The organism is Deinococcus arboris (assembly GCF_009755355.1).
GTDB lineage: Bacteria > Deinococcota > Deinococci > Deinococcales > Deinococcaceae > Deinococcus > Deinococcus betulae.
The window spans coordinates 51,323-70,056 of the sequence record NZ_WQLB01000017.1; the positions used below are offsets into that span (position 1 = coordinate 51,323).

General features: G+C 67.2%; 22 protein-coding genes. 10 read left to right on the plus strand and 12 right to left on the minus strand.

All coding sequences use genetic code 11. The annotated features are described in order from the left end of the window. The first annotated feature begins 78 nt into the window (after positions 1-78). The 3 genes from GO986_RS13000 to GO986_RS13010 all read left to right on the plus strand — a co-directional run bounded on the left by GO986_RS13000 (position 79) and on the right by GO986_RS13010 (position 2,430). Entirely contained in the window at positions 79-774 is a 696-nt protein-coding gene (locus GO986_RS13000; RefSeq protein WP_157459731.1) for a Crp/Fnr family transcriptional regulator, read from the plus strand. Between the two features lie 370 nt (positions 775-1,144). Beyond that, positions 1,145-1,810, plus strand: coding sequence for a Type 1 glutamine amidotransferase-like domain-containing protein (locus tag GO986_RS13005; protein WP_157459732.1), 666 nt, complete (start codon positions 1,145-1,147; stop codon positions 1,808-1,810). 86 nt (positions 1,811-1,896) lie between these two features. Next, positions 1,897-2,430, plus strand: a complete 534-nt coding sequence (locus tag GO986_RS13010; RefSeq protein ID WP_157459733.1) for a GNAT family N-acetyltransferase — start codon at positions 1,897-1,899, stop codon at positions 2,428-2,430. Between the two features lie 181 nt (positions 2,431-2,611). On the opposite strand, the gene GO986_RS13015 is transcribed toward GO986_RS13010, so the two are convergent. The 4 genes from GO986_RS13015 to GO986_RS13030 all read right to left on the minus strand — a co-directional run bounded on the left by GO986_RS13015 (position 2,612) and on the right by GO986_RS13030 (position 4,808). Beyond that, on the minus strand, positions 2,612-2,974 hold the full coding sequence (locus GO986_RS13015; RefSeq protein WP_157459734.1) for a DUF2089 domain-containing protein: 363 nt from the start codon (positions 2,972-2,974) through the stop codon (positions 2,612-2,614). A gap of 96 nt (positions 2,975-3,070) precedes the next feature. Beyond that, positions 3,071-3,718, minus strand: a complete 648-nt coding sequence (locus GO986_RS13020) for a hypothetical protein (RefSeq protein WP_157459735.1) — start codon at positions 3,716-3,718, stop codon at positions 3,071-3,073. Further along, positions 3,715-3,942 carry a hypothetical protein gene (locus tag GO986_RS13025; protein ID WP_157459736.1) on the minus strand — a complete coding sequence of 76 codons (228 nt, stop codon included), beginning with the start codon at positions 3,940-3,942 and terminating at the stop codon, positions 3,715-3,717. Before GO986_RS13025 ends, GO986_RS13020 begins: the two co-directional genes overlap by 4 nt. Next, positions 3,939-4,808 carry a DUF4097 family beta strand repeat-containing protein gene (locus tag GO986_RS13030; RefSeq protein ID WP_157459737.1) on the minus strand — a complete coding sequence of 290 codons (870 nt, stop codon included), beginning with the start codon at positions 4,806-4,808 and terminating at the stop codon, positions 3,939-3,941. The genes GO986_RS13025 and GO986_RS13030 overlap by 4 nt, the downstream gene beginning before the upstream one ends. Before the next feature lie 190 nt (positions 4,809-4,998). On the opposite strand from GO986_RS13030, the gene GO986_RS13035 reads away from it, so the two are divergent. The 3 genes from GO986_RS13035 to GO986_RS13045 all read left to right on the plus strand — a co-directional run bounded on the left by GO986_RS13035 (position 4,999) and on the right by GO986_RS13045 (position 7,382). Continuing rightward, positions 4,999-6,384 (plus strand): ribonuclease catalytic domain-containing protein, encoded by a 1,386-nt coding sequence (locus GO986_RS13035; RefSeq protein ID WP_157459738.1) that lies wholly within the window; start codon positions 4,999-5,001, stop codon positions 6,382-6,384. A gap of 181 nt (positions 6,385-6,565) precedes the next feature. Continuing rightward, positions 6,566-6,835 (plus strand): hypothetical protein, encoded by a 270-nt coding sequence (locus GO986_RS13040; RefSeq protein ID WP_157459739.1) that lies wholly within the window; start codon positions 6,566-6,568, stop codon positions 6,833-6,835. Positions 6,836-7,025: 190 nt separating this feature from the next. After that, positions 7,026-7,382 (plus strand): hypothetical protein, encoded by a 357-nt coding sequence (locus GO986_RS13045; protein ID WP_198170655.1) that lies wholly within the window; start codon positions 7,026-7,028, stop codon positions 7,380-7,382. Between the two features lie 81 nt (positions 7,383-7,463). On the opposite strand, the gene GO986_RS13050 is transcribed toward GO986_RS13045, so the two are convergent. After that, positions 7,464-7,919, minus strand: a complete 456-nt coding sequence (locus GO986_RS13050) for a hypothetical protein (protein WP_157459740.1) — start codon at positions 7,917-7,919, stop codon at positions 7,464-7,466. Between the two features lie 107 nt (positions 7,920-8,026). Here GO986_RS13050 and GO986_RS13055 point away from each other — a divergent pair, with 107 nt between their 5' ends. After that, the gene (locus GO986_RS13055) at positions 8,027-9,091 is read left to right on the plus strand and encodes an agmatine deiminase family protein (protein ID WP_232337774.1); all 1,065 of its coding nucleotides are present in this window, start codon (positions 8,027-8,029) and stop codon (positions 9,089-9,091) included. Position 9,092: 1 nt separating this feature from the next. Here GO986_RS13055 and GO986_RS13060 read toward each other — a convergent pair whose 3' ends face one another. Beyond that, the gene (locus tag GO986_RS13060) at positions 9,093-9,311 is read right to left on the minus strand and encodes a hypothetical protein (protein ID WP_157459741.1); all 219 of its coding nucleotides are present in this window, start codon (positions 9,309-9,311) and stop codon (positions 9,093-9,095) included. 306 nt (positions 9,312-9,617) lie between these two features. Between GO986_RS13060 and GO986_RS13065 the strand changes: the two genes are divergently transcribed. Continuing rightward, positions 9,618-10,799 (plus strand): GNAT family N-acetyltransferase, encoded by a 1,182-nt coding sequence (locus tag GO986_RS13065; RefSeq protein WP_157459742.1) that lies wholly within the window; start codon positions 9,618-9,620, stop codon positions 10,797-10,799. A gap of 39 nt (positions 10,800-10,838) precedes the next feature. On the opposite strand, the gene GO986_RS13070 is transcribed toward GO986_RS13065, so the two are convergent. Together GO986_RS13070 and GO986_RS13075 are read right to left on the minus strand one after the other, a co-directional pair. Then, the gene (locus GO986_RS13070; protein WP_157459743.1) at positions 10,839-11,474 is read right to left on the minus strand and encodes a DsbA family oxidoreductase; all 636 of its coding nucleotides are present in this window, start codon (positions 11,472-11,474) and stop codon (positions 10,839-10,841) included. Between the two features lie 336 nt (positions 11,475-11,810). Beyond that, a complete protein-coding gene (locus tag GO986_RS13075) occupies positions 11,811-12,278 on the minus strand; it encodes a hypothetical protein (RefSeq protein WP_157459744.1) in 468 nt (155 codons plus the stop codon). Positions 12,279-12,362: 84 nt separating this feature from the next. On the opposite strand from GO986_RS13075, the gene aguB reads away from it, so the two are divergent. After that, a complete protein-coding gene (aguB, locus tag GO986_RS13080) occupies positions 12,363-13,253 on the plus strand; it encodes an N-carbamoylputrescine amidase (RefSeq protein ID WP_157459745.1) in 891 nt (296 codons plus the stop codon). Here aguB and GO986_RS13085 read toward each other — a convergent pair. After that, complete coding sequence (locus GO986_RS13085; protein WP_232337775.1) at positions 13,250-13,759, minus strand: hypothetical protein; 510 nt, start codon at positions 13,757-13,759, stop codon at positions 13,250-13,252. The two genes, aguB and GO986_RS13085, sit on opposite strands and share 4 nt — an antisense overlap. 12 nt (positions 13,760-13,771) lie before the next feature. Further along, positions 13,772-13,903 carry a hypothetical protein gene (locus tag GO986_RS23230; protein WP_255449342.1) on the minus strand — a complete coding sequence of 44 codons (132 nt, stop codon included), beginning with the start codon at positions 13,901-13,903 and terminating at the stop codon, positions 13,772-13,774. A gap of 77 nt (positions 13,904-13,980) precedes the next feature. On the opposite strand from GO986_RS23230, the gene GO986_RS13090 reads away from it, so the two are divergent. Beyond that, positions 13,981-15,207 carry a cytochrome P450 gene (locus GO986_RS13090; protein WP_157459746.1) on the plus strand — a complete coding sequence of 409 codons (1,227 nt, stop codon included), beginning with the start codon at positions 13,981-13,983 and terminating at the stop codon, positions 15,205-15,207. 46 nt (positions 15,208-15,253) lie between these two features. Here the strand turns inward: GO986_RS13090 and GO986_RS13095 are convergent, their stop codons facing one another. Next, on the minus strand, positions 15,254-16,072 hold the full coding sequence (locus GO986_RS13095; protein WP_157459747.1) for a DUF4384 domain-containing protein: 819 nt from the start codon (positions 16,070-16,072) through the stop codon (positions 15,254-15,256). Between the two features lie 100 nt (positions 16,073-16,172). Continuing rightward, positions 16,173-18,692, minus strand: a complete 2,520-nt coding sequence (gene priA, locus GO986_RS13100) for a replication restart helicase PriA (RefSeq protein ID WP_369409352.1) — start codon at positions 18,690-18,692, stop codon at positions 16,173-16,175. Positions 18,693-18,734 lie beyond the last annotated feature (42 nt).

The following is an 18,734-nucleotide window of genomic DNA, read 5'->3' on the forward strand; positions in this document are numbered from 1 at the left end:
TCTCTGACGGACTTGCGGCACAGGCCGCTGGCCCGGCTGGGGTGAGGCACGGGTTTTTCGGGTATGGTGTGAGGAATCATGAACTACCCAAGCCTGGTCTGGCACCTCAAGCGCACGGAGCTGTTTGCCGACCTTGAACTTGCCGAACTGGAGCGTGTGGCGGCCAGCACGCCCTACCGCTCGTATGGGCCAGGCGAGGTCATCTACCGCATGGATGACCCAGCCGACGCGCTATATTTCGTGCGCAGCGGTCTGGTGAAAATCAGCAAACTGTTTCCCAACGGCAAGGAAGCCATCCTGGGCGTCATCGGCCAGCATGACACCTTCGGCGAACTGCTGCTGCAACCCGAGGAGCGCCGCCCCACCCAGGCCGAAGCCCTGGAGCGCACCACCCTGATCGTGCTGCCGCGCAGCGAGTTGCAAAAACTGCTGAGCAGCAAGCCTGACCTGGCCATGAAACTGATTCGCCTGATGGCGGCGCGGCTGTTCGAAGCCCAGGCCTGGACCGCCACCGTCAGTGCTTACAGCGCCCCCGAGCGCGTGGCCAGCCTGCTGTACCGCCTGGCACGCGAATTTGGCCGGCCTCACAGCCAGGGCGTGGAGCTGAACCTGAAGCTCAACCAGGAAGACATTGCCCGGATGGTGGGCGCCACCCGCGAAACAGTCAGTCATTCGCTGGGCAAGCTGAAGCAGGACGGCGCCATCGTGCGCGCCCGCACGCCCATTATCGTGCGGATGGACGCGCTGAAGCGGTACATCGAGCAGGGCAGCTAAGAGACTGGGTTCAGGGCCAAAGCGGTGAATGGACGCCGTCGTAAAGCGGCTTTCGCGGGTCAGAACGGCTCGCACACGTAACTTGCACCATTCCATCAAGCCTAAAGCTGAATGGTGGAAGCTGAGATGCTACATCAAAGCTACCGGCCAGACAACGTTTGCTGTCTACCCAGAGCAGCGTCCAGATTTCTGCCTGACACCATCCGCAGGCCTCTTCCACCGGGCCTGTTCACTGGCCCTGCGTGACGCAAGCAGAGTTTTCTATTACTCTGCTCTGTGTAGAACCAGCGCAGTGATTATGTCATCAACCCATTTCCAGAGAACCGCAGGAAGATGTCTTCGACCCTCTCTCCCAATAAGGAGAAATTCCATGAAACTTCTGCTGACTTCTGGCGGCGTCACCAATGCAAGTATCCACCGCGCACTCCTCGGCCTGCTGGGAAAACCCGTCGCCGAGGCCAGCGCCCTGTGTATTCCAACCGCGCAGTGGGGCCATCCGTGGTGCGGGCCTGCTTCGGCCCGGCGCTTCATTACGGACGGCAGCCCGGCGACCATGTGCGGCCTGGGCTGGAAATCGGTGGGCGTCCTCGAACTCACCGCGCTGCCCAGCGTCAGCCAGGACCGCTGGGTGCCGTGGGTCAAGGAGGCGGACGTGCTGCTGGTGGACGGTGGCGACGCGACCTATCTGGCCCACTGGATGCGGGCTTCTGGGCTAGCGGAATTGCTGCCTGCCCTCTCTGAAACCGTCTGGGTGGGCCTGAGTGCCGGCAGCATGGTGATGACGCCCCGCATTGGAAAGCTGTTCGTGGAGTGGCCCGGCGCGCCAGATGACCGCACGCTGGGGCTGGTCAATTTCTCCATCTTTCCGCATCTGGACCACGAGATGATGCCCGGCAACACCCTGGCCGCCGCCGAGCAATGGGCGTCCAGCGTGGCGGGGCCGTGCTACGCCATTGACGATCAGACCGCCATTACCGTGGTGGACGGCACCGCTGAGGTGGTCTCTGAAGGGCACTGGAAGCTTCTGAGGGCCTGAGCGCAGAGAACGGAAGGCCTGTCAGCATCCAGACACACCTGGGCAACTGCAGTCCCCTGGCCGGAAGCAGCCGCCTACACTGCCCTATGCCCGCCATCCGTCCTGCCAGGCCAGAAGATGCCCGTGCCATTGCGGCCATTCATACCGACAGCTGGCGCGAAACCTACGCCGGGCTGATGCCTGAAGACTTTCTGGCGCGCATGACGGATGAGGCGCAGCGTGAGCGCCGGGCAGCTTTCTGGGCGCAGAACATTGCAGCTGGGCAGGACGTGGTCCTCGTGGCCGAGGAGGACGGTGAGGTCATCGCCTTCGCTTCAGCCGGAGCACCGCGCGACCACGATGGCTACGGTGCCGAACTGTTCACGCTGTACAGCCGCCGGGCCACGCAGGGGCAGGGCACCGGGCAGGCGCTGCTGCAGGCGGTGGCAGTTGCCCTTCAGGCACGCGGCGCCCAGAGCCTGGCCCTGTGGGTGCTGGACGTGAACCCTACCCGCCAGTGGTACGCCCGCCAGGGCGCGGCCGAGGCGGGCGAGAAAGCAGAGCCGATTGCCGGCGGCGAACTGCGGGAAATCCGCATGGGCTGGCCGGATCTCCGGGAGCTGGCGGCTGGTGAGGCCTGAACCGCTGTACACGCCAGACCAGTCTTGCCTGAGGTTGAAGGTTGCTCAGTCACCTCAGAGCGGATGAAGTGTCACAGAGCGCCCGTCACCTATCACCCTGGCATGGCTTTGAAGGGCAACAGTACACCTTCCAGCCCGCGAACCTCTACCCTCAACACTAGGCTTCACAGGCCACTCTCCTTTACCGCCGGAGTTTGCGCGCCGCCTCATCTGGGGTAATCTCGCCGCGCTCCAGACTGGCCAGCACCTCGGCCTGGGGGTCGGCCTGCTCGGGCTCGTAGCCGATGGCGCGCAGCAGGGTGTCAAAGCGGGCGCGCACGGTGGGATAACTCAGGCCTAAAACCCGCTCGACCTCCTTCAGGTTGCCCCGCACGCGGATGTACAGACGCAGAAACTCCAGATTTTCGGGCGACAGCACCGCAAATTCATTGAGTTCAAAGACCCCGCGCACTGTGACGTCGCTGGTGGGAAAACGCAGTTCGGTGACCAGCGGGGCTTCGGTCTCGTCGGGAAACGGCAGGGGCAGGGGGCGCATAAGGGTCATGGTTGATGGTTCCTGGTGGCGGGTCAAGTGGGGAAGCAGGGCGGGCTGGTGGTGGAGAGAACGGCTGTGTCCCTTCCACCACCAGCCCGCCGCCCCTTACTTCAGGGAAATATGCACTTCGTTGCCGTGCTTGTCCTCGGCCTCGATCAGGGGACCGGGGGCCGGGTTGGCCTCCAGCAGCAGTTGCAGGGTCTCCAGGCTAAAGCCGGCGGCTTCCAGGGCGGCGATGCCGTGCGGCGGAATCAGTTTGCCCAGGTGCGGGGCCAGACTGACCGGAATATTGGCCTTGTACTCGTCGCCGTGCTGGGACTCCACATGCACCCGCAGGATGCGGGATGAGGCCGAACTGTGGGGGCCGTGACTCCAGGAGCGGCTGCCCACACTGCGCTCGACCTCCTCGGCCACGCGGCCCACCATGTCTTCAATCTCGCCGGGCAGCCGGTCCAGAAAGCTGTCCAGACCGCGCGGGCGGGCGCCGCCAATAATCACCTGGGGGCGGCGCGGCGCCTGGGGTGGGCTGGGGGGCGCCGGCGGGGCTTCGCGCACACCGCGCAGCAGCATCAGGTGCTCGGCCACCTGGCCAGTGTCCAGTTCGGGGCGGGCCAGCAGGGCAGACACCAGTTCGCGGTCGGTGGCGGCCAGGGCCAGCTTGGGGCTCAGGGCGGCCAGCAGCGGCGCGGCGTCGTCCAGGGTCAGTTTCTCGGCGCGAATCAGGTCCAGGATGCGTTTAATCTTCTCTCTCATGGGCAGTCCCCCCGGGGAAACCAGGCAGCGCTCCGGCACGAGGCCGCCAGGTAGAGGCTCCGGCGCGCGTCATATTCGGCGCGCAGGGCCGCGCGGTGCTGTTGGCGGGCCAGCAGCGTCTCGGGCGCCGGCGCTGCTGTCAGCCTGGCCCACAGGGCCTGCAGGCCCAGCCGCAGGGTCAGCGGCGCCAGGGGCCGCGCTGCGGGCAGATGCAGGCGCATCACTGGGTCACCACCTTCAAGCTGCCGGCGGCCACTTTGCCGCTCAGGAAGGCCTCGCCGCCGCCCAGCTGCCCGCTGTGGCGGGTGTTGAGAAAGCCGCCCTGGCGGTGGGTGGGAAAGTCGGCCCGGAAATTGCCCACCGTCACGCTGGCGTCCAGGCGCACGCTGCTGCCTTCTTTCAGGCGCAGGGTGGCGTTGCCTGCGTTGACCTCGACGCGGTGGTCGCCGCCAGTGAGCACGCCGGCCCACTTGAGGTTGCCGCCATTGACGCTGGCGTTCAGGGTGCGGGCGCCGCGCAGCGAGAGGTTGCCGCCGTTCACGTTCAGGTGGGTGGGGCCGCTCAGTTCGGCGGCGGTCAGGTTGCCTCCGTTCACCTCAGCGCTCAGGCTGACGGCGCGGCCCATGCGGACGTTGCCGCCGTTGACCTCGGCGCGCATCTCGCCGGCGATGTCCGGCAGGGTCAGGTTGCCCCCGTTGACCTCGGCTTTGACGTGCCCCGGCACGAACGGCACCGTCAGGATGGCCTTCAGACTGCCGGTCTGGTGATGAGCCCCAGGCACGCGCGCCACCCGCCAGCCCTGCTCGGTCTCCTCCAGGGTCAGGCGACCTTCTTCACTGGCGCTGAGGTGTGGGGCCGTCAGCGAGGCGTCCTGCAACACCGTCAGGCTGTAGCCCTTGACCAGCAGGTGCAGCGACTGTCCTTCCTGAAGGGGTGGCAGCGCGGCTGGGTCGCCCCAGTCGGCCTGCGGCTCGGTGGCTGGCACCTCGCCTTCCAGTAAGCCCTGGGCCTCCTCGGCGGTGAGTTTGCCTTCGGCCACCAGACGCTGAACGTGCGAACGGAACTCGTCCTGCCCATGCTGTTCATTCATGCTCGTCTCCTTTGCAGATATAGAAACATGATTTTTATAGATTGTCAAACTTGAGTTTTTAATCTACTCCAGAGAGGGTGTTTGGGAGCTGTCTTCGGCCCTCTAAGGCGAGGTTTTACAGGACTCTTTGACAAATAGAAAGTGGAGTTTTCCAAAGGCCTCTTCCTCACCTCTCCCCTATGCTCTGGCTATGACGCTCCCCGACCTCACCCCGGCCCAGCGCACCGACCTTGAACTCCTGGCGCGCGGCAAGCAGGACAAGAGCCGCACCCTGCGTGACCTGAAACTGCCAGAAACGCCGCAGGCGGCCCACACCCTTCTGCTGCGCGCGGGGCTCTGGACTGAGGCGCGCACGCCCTATGCTGACCGCCTGGGCGCCGCCCTGAGCGCCCTGACCCTGGAGGTGCCGCCCTTTGTCCCAGCCGAGCGGCTGGACCTGACGCAGCTGGACGCCTACGCCATTGACGACGAGGGCAACCGCGACCCCGACGACGCTGTGGTTGCCGAGGCCCTGCCGGACGGAGGCACGCGCCTGTGGGTCCATGTGGCGGATGTCGCGGCGCTGGTGGCCCCCGACAGCGAGCTGGACCTGGAAGCCCGCGCGCGCGGCGCCACCCTGTACCTGCCGGACCGCACGGTAGGCATGCTGCCTGACGCCCTGGTGGAGCAGGCCGGGCTGGGCCTGCACCCCACCACGCCGGCCCTGAGCATCAGCCTGGACCTGGATGCAGACGGGAACGCCGACGCAGTGGACGTTCACCTGACGACCGTGCGGGTCTCCCGCCTGACCTATGACCAGGCGCAGGCGGCGCTGGACGCCGGGCAGGAACCGTTTGTCACGCTGGCCCGGCTGGCCGCGCAGAGCCGGGCGCTCCGGGAAAGCGAGGGCGCCCTGAGCATTGACCTGCCCGAAGTGCGCGTCAAGGCCAGCGAGGAAGGCGCGCAGGTCACGCCGCTGCCCAAGCCGCCCATGCGCGCGGTGGTGCAGGAGTGCATGACGCTGGCCGGCTGGGCCGCCGCCATCTACGCCGACGACCACGACCTGCCGCTGCCGTTTGCCACCCAGGACGCGCCGCACCGCGAGGTACGCGGCGAGACCCTGAATGCCCAGTGGGCGCGCCGCAAGACGCTGGCCCGCACCCGCTTTCAGCCGGCCCCCGGCCCCCACGCGGGCATGGGCCTGGACCTGTATGCCCAGGCCACCAGCCCCATGCGGCGCTATCTGGATCTGGTGGTGCATCAGCAGCTACGCGCCCACCTGACTGGGGGTTCTCCCCTGAGTGGCAAAGAGGTCGCCGCCCGCGTGGCCCAGGCCCAGATGAATGCCGACGCCACCCGCACGGCCGAGCGCCTGAGCCGCAAGCACCATACCCTGCGCTTTATAGCGGCGCAGCCTGAGCGGGTCTGGCCGGCGGTGGTCGTGGAGCGGCGCGGCCCTCAGGCGACCCTGCTGATTCCCGAACTCGCTTTCGACGTGGCCGTGAGCACCGCCACCCCAGCTGGTCAGGAGGTGCAGGTGCAGCTGACGGACGTGAATCTGCCGGACCTGAGTGTGCGCGCACGGGTGACCGGATGAGGGCCAGCAGAGGCATCCAATTCTCTGACCAGAAGGGGACAGATGACCCCACCTCTGTATAAAATCACACGCTCTGATTTCGCTAAGAACGAAAAAAGAGCGTGAGAGACGCACAATCTGGTACGGCAAACCTGATTCATCTTTCATTCATCTGCCTGCCGCTGTGGCTACACTGCCAGGTATGTCAGCAGCGAGTTCCATCACGAGCGACATCGTGTCCCTGCGCATGAGCCATTGCCGCGCCGAGCACGCCGCCCGCAGTGCCCAGTACCACCTCGCTGTGCTGCACTACCGCACCTGCCTGGAAGTCGCCGAATGCCGTGAAGACTGCCGCGCCGTAGAATTCTTTGCCCTGAAGCTGGCCCACTGCTACGACCGCATGGGCCTGGGTCAGAAGGCTGCCAGCTTCCGTGCGCTGGCCGACAGCAGTGAGCCGCCGCTGCTCGGCTGAGATCGGTTGAAGCCGACAGCACGGTTGTGGCCGTAGTCATAGCACGTCACCTGGAGCAAACGCTTTTTGGTGAGCAGGCCTTCTCAGGTCGCTCTCTGCCCCCTGCAGCCTCTTGCCGGGCTGTTTCCCTGAGTCCCGCCTTTGGCCGGAGGTCACCTGCGCGTCAGGTGCAGGGCGCACACTCTGGACCATGCGCGCTTTTCTGACAGCCCTGACCCTGCTGCTTCCGGCCTCTGCCCACGCCGCCACCCTCGACCTGCATCTGGGCCAGACCGGCCAGCTGGGGAGCCGCACCCTGACCCTCCTGCGGGTGCAGGATAGCCGCTGCCCTATCAACGCCCGCTGCGTGAGGGCTGGCGAACTCCAGGCCAGTGTCCTGGTGACCGAGGCGGGCCGGACACGGCTGCTGCGGCTTGTCTGGCCCGAACCGGGCAACCAGCCTGCCGTGACGGGGGTGCGTGTCAGCCGGGCGACAGATCTGCTGGCAGGGTCCGGGCCTAAAGAGCCGCTGGTGGTGACGTTCAGCGACGAGCCGGCCGGGCGTTGAGGGCCATCACGTCACTGGCCGCGCTCACCGGCCTGACCAATTAGTGAGCCCCGGCGTCAACATTTGCGCCCGAACGCCGCTCTATTTCACGACCTGAACCCCTTGCTCGGCCATGATCCAGAACCGCCCGGCGGCATCTGGCTGAACAAACAGAATGTTGGGGGCGGTGTATCCCCGGCTGAGGCTCTGGCGCTGCGCTGAAATTTGCACGAAAGCGCCTTTGACCTGATAGCTGACATTGAAGTAACGGTCTGGAGTTTCTGTCAGGGGGACGCTGACGGCCAGCTTTTTGTACTGCGCGCCGGTCAGTTCCAGGGTGCGGTTGCCTGTGGTGGCACTTTGCCGGGTGACGATAATGCGTGCGCTGTCGTGATAGAGGCTAGCAACACGCTTGCCGTCGTTGGCCGCATGGGCCGCCAGATACTCGGCGAAGAACGTCTTGGCGCCGGCCAGCAGCTGCGCGTCGCTGGGCTTGTTGGTCTGGGCACTGGCCCCGGTTAGAGCAGTTAGCAGAGAAAGGAGGAGCAGGCGCTTCATCTTCCCAGGCTAGCAGCGTGAGGGACGGAACGCCGCCCACTCTGGGCATTTACCCGCTTGATCTAGCACCGGCTGAACCAAGGGTCATCGGTGATTTAATGGCCCTCATGTCTGACGCTTCCCTCCCGCCCCAGGCCGACCCCACCCCGCGCGAACTGGGGTTTGCCATGCCCGCCGAGTGGGCGGTGCACGCCGCAACCTGGCTGAGCTGGCCTGCTGACGATGACCTGTGGTTTGGGCACCTGGACGCCGTGCGCGGCGAGTTTGCCGAACTGGTGCGGACCATCGCCCGCTTTGAGCCGGTGCAGTTGCTGGTGCGCGACGAGGAGAGCGAAACCGACGCGCACGCCCGCCTGACCGGCGCCGACGTGACCTACCACCGCGTGCCGCTGGACGACGTGTGGGTGCGTGACAACGGCCCCATCTTCGTGCAGCGGGGTGGGGACGTAGCCCTCACCGACTGGAAATTCAATTCATGGGGCGGCAAATTCAACTGGCACAACGACGACCGGGTGCCGGAATACGTGGCAGAGCAGCTGGGCACCCGCCGCTGGGCGCTGCCGTTTGTGCTGGAAGGCGGCGGCCTGGAGGTCAACGGCGCCGGGGTGGGCCTGACCACCCGCTCCTGCTTCCTGACCGACACGCGCAATCCTGGCCTGACCGAAGAGGGCTACGCCTTCTTGCTGGGCGACACCCTAGGCATTCAGAAGCTGCTGTGGCTGGACGGCGGCCTGGAGAATGACCACACCGACGGCCACATTGACACCATTACCCGCTTTACCGACGAGCGCACCATTGTGACCAGTGTCGAGAGCGACCCCCACGATCCCAACCACGCGGTGATGGGCAAAAATCTGGCCGACCTGCGCGCCATGACCGATCTGCAAGGTGAGCCTTTCCGGATCATTGAGCTGCCGCTGCCTGCCGACTATCTGGAGGGCGCCGAGGGCCGCCTGCCGCCCACCTACGCGAACTTTTATATCGGCAACGGCTTTGTGGCAGTGCCGCAGTACGGCGACCCCAACGACGCCCGCGCGCTGGAGATTCTGACGCCGCTGTTCCCTGGCCGCGAGGTGATTGGCCTGAGCAGCCGGGCGATTATCGAGGGCGGCGGCTCCTTTCACTGCGTGACCCAGCAGCAGCCAGCTGGGCAGGCGTGGCAGAGCGAATAGGTCAGTTCTCCCAGTGCCGCCGGCCCCACAGCGCCTCTGATTCGAGGATGTAAGCCCCACGCAGTTCCTCGACCAATTTGTACGGGCTAGGGATGAAATAAAACCAGGGCAGGCCAGCGCGCTCCAGAAGCGGCTCGCAGGGTTCGTACCAGTCGGTCTCTCCCTCGGGCGACCAGCGGCGGCAGAGGCCAAAGGAGAAGTCGCAAGTCGCCGCCTTCACCCTGGGCCTGGAAAGCAGGTCGGACAGCGCGGCCTCGCGGGACTCGAAGACCTGGCTGCCGCCCGGAGTCCCACCTGGGCCGACAAAGAAAAAGCAGAACTCGCCAGGGCAACACGACGAAAGGATTCCGCGGTATGGAGGCGCAGACGGTGCCCTTCCGGCTGTGCCGTAATGGAGCGGAATCCTTCGGTTCTCCCACTCACTCTGCTCGGATTTCACCGGGCAAAATGCCCGATTCAATCGGAGTCCATTCAGGTTTGACAGAAGGATGATGGAGAATGCCACTCTCTTCGCAGAAGGAGCATCATGACGGAACCTCTGGCATTCATTGACCTCGGGGACGGCTACAGCGCCCGCCCTGTCTCGCTGGACACCTACCGCGACGCCTGTGCGCGGCTGGAAGACCAGATTTTTGGCGGGAACTCGCTGTATGCCTTTGATCCACCTGTGCGCTCTGCCCCGCCGCTGGGCGAGACGTGGAACTGGGGCGTCTACCACGGCACTGAATTGGTGGGCTGGCACCATGCCCACGCCCGCGACGAGCGCACCGTCTACATGGCCGACACTGGCTTGCTGCCGGCACACCAGGGACGCGGCGTCTACACTCGCCTCCTGCCGCACCTGCTGGCCACCTTCCGTGAGGCTGGGTTTGCCTTGGTTCAAAGCGACCACCGCGCCACGAACACTGCGGTCCTGGTCCCCAAATTGCGCGCCGGGTTCCATCTACAGGGCCTGAATGCTTACGTCGGTGGTCTGAATGCCGCCCTGACCCTCTCTCTGGACGACGCCTATGCCGGCGCCATGCACGTGCGCAGCGGTTTCCGGGCGGCGCGGGGCGAGACGGCCCGGCGGCTGGGCCTGCCGGAGGTTCCGGCCGCGCCGGTCAGCGAGCCTCCCCTGTTGCCACTGCCGCTGGAAGCTGAGCCTGGCACGGACCTGGGCGGTGGGTACAGCCTGCATCGCGTCACGACAGACGTGTACCGCACAGTCTACGGACAGCTGGAAGCCTTCGCCTACAGCACGGTGTCCTTCGACTGGGCAGAGACATCTGAAGCGGCTCCGCCGCGTGGGCCACTGTGGGCGTGGCTGCTGGCGCGCAGCGGCGTGGTGGTCGGCTGGCAAGCCAGCCGCGCCTGGGACGCGCGCACGGCGTACATGGTCAACACGGCGCTGCTGCCCGCCCACCGGGGCCAGGGCGTGTACCGCCGCCTGCTGCCCGTGGTGATGGCCGCCCTCCACGCTGAGGGCTACCCCTTAATTCGCAGCCACCATCACCTGACAAACAACGCCGTCATCGTGCCCAAGCTACGCGCGGGCTTTCGCTTTCAGGGTCTACAGGTCGACGAACATGGCGTAATGGCCGTTCTCCTGCACAGCGCCGACCCGGTGTATCAGGCCTACATGGATGTGCGCAGCGGGCTCATAAGGCCTTGGGGCGAAGTGGCGCGGCGGCTGGGCCTGCCTGAAACATCAGAAGGCCGGGGCTAACACTGACGCCGGCCTTCTCTGGTGCCCAGTGACCAGGGACTAAACTTGCCCGCCTTTCCTGGGTGGCCGGTTTTTCGCACGTTTGATGGTCCCAATTTCGGCCGAACTGGTCAGCACGGTGCGGTACAGCGCCCACCACTCGCGGGCAGTATTCAGGTCGCGGGTCAACGTCTCAAAGCGGTAGTAAGCCGCCTCGCCGCTGGGCAGCACGAAAGTGGGGGTGCCAAACACCCCAACCTCGCGGGCGGCGTCCAGCTCGGCGCGCAGGTCGGCGCGGCGGGACTGATCGTCGGCCAGGTCAGCGGCGAAGCGCTCCAAGCCCAGCCCGGCGCTCTCAGCCGCCGCCTGAATGGCCGTTTCGTCCAGCGTCCCCTTGGCTTCGTGTACAGCCCGGTACAGGGCCAGGGTGAATGCCCAGTGGGCTTCTTCGCCTTGCTGAGCCGCCGCGTGCGAGGCCAGAAAGGCCCGCAGACTGCCCTGTTGGTACAGCGTGCCTTCTCCGTGCGGCTGCTCGGTCAGGCGCCAGGTCAGCTCGGCCGCGTTGTCGGCGTGATTGCCTTCTACCAGCGAGTAATGGCGCAGCCGAAAAGGCTCGCCCTCCGCGCGCAGGACTTCGGCCAGTTCGACCCCACGCCAGGCGTAGGGGCACAGGAAATCGAAATACAGGTCCGTCATGGAGGCACGGTAGCACCCTGACCCCACCGCTTTATGGTGTTTTTGGATACCAGCGCACTTGTAGCAGGGATAAAGCCAGAACAGGCAGGAGTGCCTCCCTAGACAAAGCCTTCCTCATGGAAGGAGCAGAGATATGGGGCCCGGGGAGAGGATGGTTGAGGTGGGCCAGCCGCTTGAATGGGCATGAGCGGAGTGCTGCACTGAACAAAAGCTGACGCACTCCACCCACTGAGGCTCCTCGCGCTGACCCCTGATAAGCCATTGTCCTCGCTATCCGAAGACCGTGACCGCAGACAGCTCTCCCGAAGACCTTTAGCTCTGCCCGTTGACCTTGTCCTAGCGCCCGACCTTGACCGTCAACAGACGCAAGACTGGAGGAAAGAGGCGGCGAGTCTCCTCGTTGAGGGCCGCCGCATCCTGCACGAACAGCAGCCGCACGGTGGTGCCGGCGGCGCCCACCTTAAAGGTGTACGTCACGTCAAAGCGCAGCATGTCCGGGCCGCGCTCGCCCAGGGCCACACGCTGCGTGTTCAGGAGGATCAGGGGAGAGGGCGGGCTGGCCGCTAGGGCCTGCCACACGCTCCAAGACAGTGGAGTATCCACCGTGTCTTCCAACAGGTGAACGCGCAGGGTATCGCCCGCTTGGACGTTCACGGTGGTCTGAGCTTGCCGCAGCGCCAACTGCACCACCCGCGCTGAGACGGGTGCGGCGCGCTCAGCGCCTCCAAAGGCCAGGGCGCCGCTGAACCCCGTTAGCAGCAGAGCGGCAGAGGCTAGGCGAACCGCAGGCGACGCAGGAGCCATACCCCACTCTAAGCCGCGCCGGAGTAGCGGCCCCCACTGGCGCACGCACCATTGCCCTGGCCCTTATCCGGTAGCGTAGACCCCATGAGCACCCCGGACACCGTGACCCTCGCCGTCGTGCAGATGCACGTCACCGATCAGCTGGACGACAATGTGGCGCGCGCCGAAGCCCATGTACGGGACGCCGCCCAGCAGGGCGCCCAGGTCATCTTGCTGCCGGAACTATTCGAGAACCTGTATTTCTGCCAGGTCGAGCGCGAGGACTACTTTGCTCTGGCCCACCCGCAGGAGGACCATCCCTTTATCGGCCGCTTTCAGAACCTGGCCCGCGAACTGGGCGTGGTGCTGCCGCTGTCCTACTTTGAGCGCGCTGGGCAGGCGCATTACAACAGCCTGGTCTGCATTGATGCCGACGGCCGCGTGCTGGGGAACTACCGCAAAACCCATATTCCGGACGGCCCCGGCTACGAGGAAAAGTATTACTTCAACCCCGGCGACACGGGCTTTAAGGTGTGGGACACCCGCTACGGGCGCGTGGGCGTAGGCATCTGCTGGGACCAGTGGTATCCCGAAACGGCGCGCGTGATGATGCTGCAGGGCGCCGACTTCCTGCTGTACCCCACCGCCATTGGCACCGAACCCGCCGAGGTCGAGACCCCCAACAGCCATCACATGTGGCAGCGGGCCATGGTCGGCCACGCCGTCAGCAACTCCAGCTACGTGGGCGCCGCCAACCGCATCGGCACCGAAACCGTAGGCGACCTGACCCAGAGTTACTACGGGCACTCATTTATCTCGGATTACACCGGCGAACTGGTCGCCGAATTTGGCGAGACCGAGGAAGGTCCGCTGCTGCACACTCTGAACCTGAAAGAAGCCCGCAGATTCCGCGCCGGCATGGGCTTTTTCCGGGACCGCCGCCCCGAGTTATACGGCCCGCTGCTGACCACCGACGGCGTGACGCGCCGGGGTTAAGCCTCACCGCCCCGGACCACCGGCGCCAGACCCAGCCGGTACAGGTAAGGGTCTGGGCCGGTTTTGTGCAGGTAGCGGGCCAGGACATCACTCAGTTCGGTTTGCAGGGCCTTGGCGTCCTCACGGGTCAGCTGCAGCAGGCCCCGGTTGGCCAGCAGCGCCGGCGCCTCGGGGCGCAGCAGGTCGCGCCAGTCGAAGGCATCGGTGCCCGGCGTGATGTCCGAGACCACCTCGTCGCCGTTCACGTACAGCCGCAGGCCGATGTCCTGACGGTCCTGCACCAGCGTCAGCCCGGCCTGCACCACCGCCCGCGCGAAGGCCTCCTGAAAGCTGTGTTCGTGCAGGCCAATCAGGTCTTCCAGGCGGCTGAGCGGCGTGCAGTGATAGGGGACCACGAAGGCCTGAGCGGCCGCGCGGTAGTGGCGAACGGGGCGGCCACGCCGCGCTTCTTGCCGGACCTCCTGCACCAGGCCTGCCGCCAACAAGCGGCGCACCCGGTGATGCACAGCGTTCAGAGGCTAGCCCAGCCCGGCCGCCAGCGCCGACACCGTCCATTCCCGGCGCATCAGGGCTTCCAGCACTGGCAAGTAGGTCAGGTCCAGCAGGAGTTTGACGGCGGCTGGAGCGGTGACTGGCTGGAAGGTGCGCACTATAAGCCGCAGGGTACGCCAGTTCTACTCGGCGCCAGGGCTTGTGGATCGAGTAGCGGCGGGCGCAGGCTAAACCCATGACTGCTTCTCTGCCCGCCGCTGCCCAGCAAGCTGTCGCTGACCTGTGGCATCCGCAGACGGTGCCCAACCCCTACCCCGCCTACGAACGGGTGCGGGCGCTCAGCGAAGGCGGCGTGCTGACCTCGGCGCTGACGGGCGGCCAGGGGGTGTTCATCACCAGTCACGCCGTGGCCAGCGCGGTGCTGCGTTCTCCGGCGGCGGTGACGGGCGCCGGGTTTGAGGGGGCCGTCGGGCTCTCGGACGGCCTGCACCTGCTCCAGCACATGATGCTGTTTCACAACGGCGCGTCGCACGCCCGGCTGCGGGGGCTGGTCTCGGCCGCCTTTACCCCGCGCGTGGTGGAGGAACAGCGCGACCTCGTGCGCGCCCTGATTGGGGAACTGCTGACCGGACTGCGCGCTCAGGGGCCGGAAGCCGACCTAGTAGAAGGCCTGGCTAATCCGCTGCCTGCGCGCGTGATTATGGGCATGCTGGGCCTGTCGGGCGAGGACGAGACCCGCTTTGTGCGCTGGTCGCAAAGCGTGGCTGACCTGCTGGGCAGTGCGGGCCAGTCTCCTGACCTGATGGCCCGCATTGACGCCGACGCCCGCGAGATGCGTGCGTACTTCCGCGATCTGGCCGACGACCTGCGCGCCCGCCCACAGCCGGGGCTGCTGTCGGCCCTGGCAGCGGTGGAAGGCGGCGGCGAGCGCCTGAGCGGCGACGAGCTGCTGTCCAACGCCGTGCTGCTGCTGACCGCCGGACACGAAACCACCAGCAACCTGATTCCCGGCGGCCTGCTGGAACTCGCGCGCCAGCCAGACGCCTGGGCTGCACTGACCGAGCAGCCCCGTCACCCCAATGTGGCCGACGAACTGTTGCGGGTGGTCTCGCCGGTACAGTTTGACGGCCGCCTGCTGACCGCGCCGCTGACGGTTGCCGGCCAGACCCTGCCGGGCGGCACCTACGCCTACTTACTGCTGGCCGCCGCCAACCGCGACCCCGAAGTCTTTCCCGAGCCGGGGCGCATCGACTGGACCCGGCCCAACAGCGCCCGTCACCTGGCCTTTGCGGCTGGCCCGCATTACTGCCTGGGGGCCAGCCTGGCGCGCCTGGAAATTACCGAGGTGTTTGCAGCGCTGGCCGGGCAGTTTCCGCAGATGCAGGTTGAGCCCGAGCCGCCGTTTAAGCCCAACCCTGGGCTGCGCGGCCCCGCCCGCTTGCGGGTACGTTTGGACGGCTAGGCGGCTGCCCCTAGCCCCTGACCAGAGGCGGCTCTGCTGGCCCGCTTTACGAGCGGCGTTCTAGCTTCACGTCAAAGCGGCGCCCCGACTTGCGCACATCCAGCGCAACTTGCCGGCTGCCGGCCGCAAAGACCCCAGTGGCGCGCTCGTCTCCATACTGCGCCTTGACAGGCTGATACCCCGCCGCGCGCAGGCGGTCCGCGTAGGCCGCGTACACCTCGCTCAGGCGGGCGTCCTTATCAAAACGCACCTGGGTCTGGCGGGCGGCGGGGTCCAGCGTGGGCAGGGTGCCCAGGTTGCGCCGCGTCACGGCATACTGCGCCGTGTCCGTGACCCAGCCCTGCACCGGCTTGACCACGATACTCAGGGCCTGGGCCAGCCCCTGCTGGCCTGTGACCTTCAGCGGCACCGCACCGCTCTGGCTGGCCCCCGCCTGCGCCAAGTCCTGCACGTTGAGGGGCGACGGGCTCGCCACGGCCAGTACGCGGTTGACCCCCTGAGGCAGCGTCAGCAGGAAGGGAGATTCGTCGCCCTTTTTGGGAAAGACGCGGGTGGTGTTGGCCTTGACGAAGTTGCCCTTGGCCTGCAGGCCGCCCCCCGCTAGCAGATTCACGCGGCCCTGCGGGTCAATGTTGAAGAGATACACGTAGGCGTCCTGATTGACGCGGGTGTAGAACTCCAAGTGATCGCTGGGCCCGTAGCTGGGCGTGCCGTTGCCCGAGGCGTCGCGGTTGGTCCGCACATTGACCTTCAGTGGGCCCTGCACCGGATTGACGATAATGCTCTGGGCGCTGAGCTGCGGGGCGGCGCTGGCCCACCCCAGCCCGGCCAGCAACAGCGAAATGGAAACTTTGAACAGTGTCATGTTCGGCAGGATGGAGGCCCGCCGTGACCACAATCTGACTGCCCGTTCAGCTGTTCTGAAGACTGGGCGGGGTAGTCCCTGGACCGCCGTTTCCCCTCCCCTACAGCCCGCCTCTGGGATTCACGTCCACCCGTACCCGCGCTTTCCAGGTGCGGGAATCGAGTACGCGCAGCAGTTCGCCCAGCCGGGCCTCGTTGCGGGCGCGCAGAAAGAGGTGATAGGGGTACACGCCGCGCAGCCGCGCCACTGGGCTGGGCGCCGGGCCCAGCACTTCCTGGGCGGTGGCGCCGGCGCCGTGCAGGGCCGCCGCCAGGTCCTGGGCGGCGGCCTGGGCGCGCGCGGCCTCACGGGCGCTGACCTCAATCTGGGCCAGGCGGGCGTGGGGCGGGTAGCCCAGGGCGGCGCGGGCCCGCTCCTCGGCGGCGGGGTAAGCCAGGACCCCCTGACCCTCGACCACGACCTTAAGGGCCGGGTGCTCGGCCTGAAAGGTCTGCACCACCAGCATGGGCGCGCGGGTGGGATGCCACTCCGTGAGCTGGCGCAGCAGGCGGTGGTAGCGCTCGGACGCCCGGAAATCGCTGACATTCAGCCAGGTGTCGGCCAGGGTCACGCCGATCAGGGCCAGGTTGGGGGGCGCCTCCTGGGACAGCAGCAGCTGGGTGCCCACCACCAGGCCGGGTTCGCCGCTCTGCAGCGGGGTCAGGTCGTCCTGGCGGTCTTTGTCCAGTCGGTAGACCGGAAAGCCGGGCAGCAGCTTACTGGCTTCCTGGGCGATCCATTCGGTGCCGGGGCCGCGCGCCTGCCACAGGCGGTCGCCGCAGCGGTCGCAGCGGTCGGGGATGGCCTCGTGGTAGCCGCACTGGTGGCAGGTGAGCTGCCGGGTCTGCTGGTGAAAGCGCAGCGGCACGTCGCAGTGGCGGCACTGCGGCGTGTGGTCACAGGTAGGGCAGCGCAGCAGGGCGCTGTAGCCGCGCCGGGGAGCCAGCAGCGCGGCCTGCCGGCCCCGCTCCTGCACCTGCCGCAGCAGCCGCGCCAGGTCGTGACTGAGGGGATAGCCCATGCCGCTGGTGGCCTTCAGGTGCACGCCCGACAGCGGGCCCAACTCGGGCTGCTCGGGGGGATTGGCGTAGTCCACCACATGCACGCGGGCGCGGGGCGGCGGCAGCACCGCGCCGGGATGCGGCACGCTCTCGGCGGCGGGGGCCGACCCTACATAAGCCAGCTGCGCCTGGTGCGCTGCCGCCATGCGCGCGGCCAGGTCGGGCAGAAACGCGCGGCTGCCGCTCAGGAGCTTGTGGGCGTCGCTGGCTTCTTCCAGCACTACTACTAACCCCAGGTGCTGTAGAGGGGCCGCCAGCGCGTGCCCACTGCCAACCACCAGCCGGGCCTCGCCCGCCCTCACCAGCCCCCAGGTGTGCTCGCGCTGGGCGTCATTCAGGCTGCCGCTGACTTGCACCGCCTGCGTGCCCGCGTGGGCCGCCAACCCTGACAATCCTTCCCAGGCGCGGCGCAGGGTGGCGTGGTCGGGGGCCAGCACCAACACGCCCTGCCCCTGAGCCAAGACGCCCAGCACCCGGGGGGCCAGCACGCCGTACCGGGCGGAGGCCCGGCCTCCATGCAGCCGCCACACGAGGGTCTGGGGCAGGCGATCAGGGGCGTCAGCAGGAACAGTGAGGGGCACGGCCTCTGGCAGGGTGGGCGGCGGCGCCGGGACCTCCACCGTATCGGCCCAGCCGCGCAGCGCCAGGGTGCCGGCCTGGGTCCCGGACAGCACCACGCCGTCTGCGCTGGCGCCATTGGCCCAGGCGGCGTAGGAATCGGCTGGGCCGTGCTCCCGCAGCCAGGTCCAGGCCTCGGGCGGCGGGGCCTCGATGCGCACATACGCGGCCCCACCGGCGTTCAGGGCCGCCGTGACCACGCTGTTGCTCAGGCCAGCCGCTCTGGCCCAGGCGCTCAGGGTCTCGGCGGGGCCGTGCTCGCGCAGCCAGGCGCAGGCCTGGGCCTGTTTGGGGGTCAGGTGCGGGGGCACCTCGGCCACCGCTTGAAGAACCGTCACGCTCCGCGAGGCGGGCGGCACCGCGTCCAGCGCGCGGGCCTCCACAACTGTTTTCAGGCGCGGCTGCGGCGTGAAGCGCTCGTCCAGCAGCCCCTGTTCGCGGATGGCGTCTAGCAGGACTGGGGCGAAGGCGGCGGCGTCGGTCCAGCGGGGGCCGGGGACTTTGCGGGCGAAGGGGCTGAGGTCCGCGTCCTCCACGGCCCGCACGAGGTGGGTCAAGGCGGCTTCCCAGCCCACGCCCAGCAGGTCACCCCAGACCAGCCCCGCCGGCAGCCGGGCGTCGCGCGCCCAGTCACTCAGGCCAGTCACGGTGGCGGGCGGCACCCAGGGGCCGGCAGGGTCATCCAGCACATGCACGGCCTCGCGCAGGCGGTGGGCGCCGCGCCCGTCCCCGGCGCCCACCACCAGCCCCACCATCAGGTCGCCGCGCCACGGCACCAGCACCCGGCAGCCCAGCGGCGCCGGCCCTGTCCAGCCGTGCAGCGGCGCAAAATCGCACGCCACGACCGGCAGATTCACGGCCACCAGCCACGAACCGGAAGAGGGAGCGGCGGCCGGGGTCACACAGATTAGGCTAGCGTGAAGCCGCCGCAGCGGCGGTAAGCC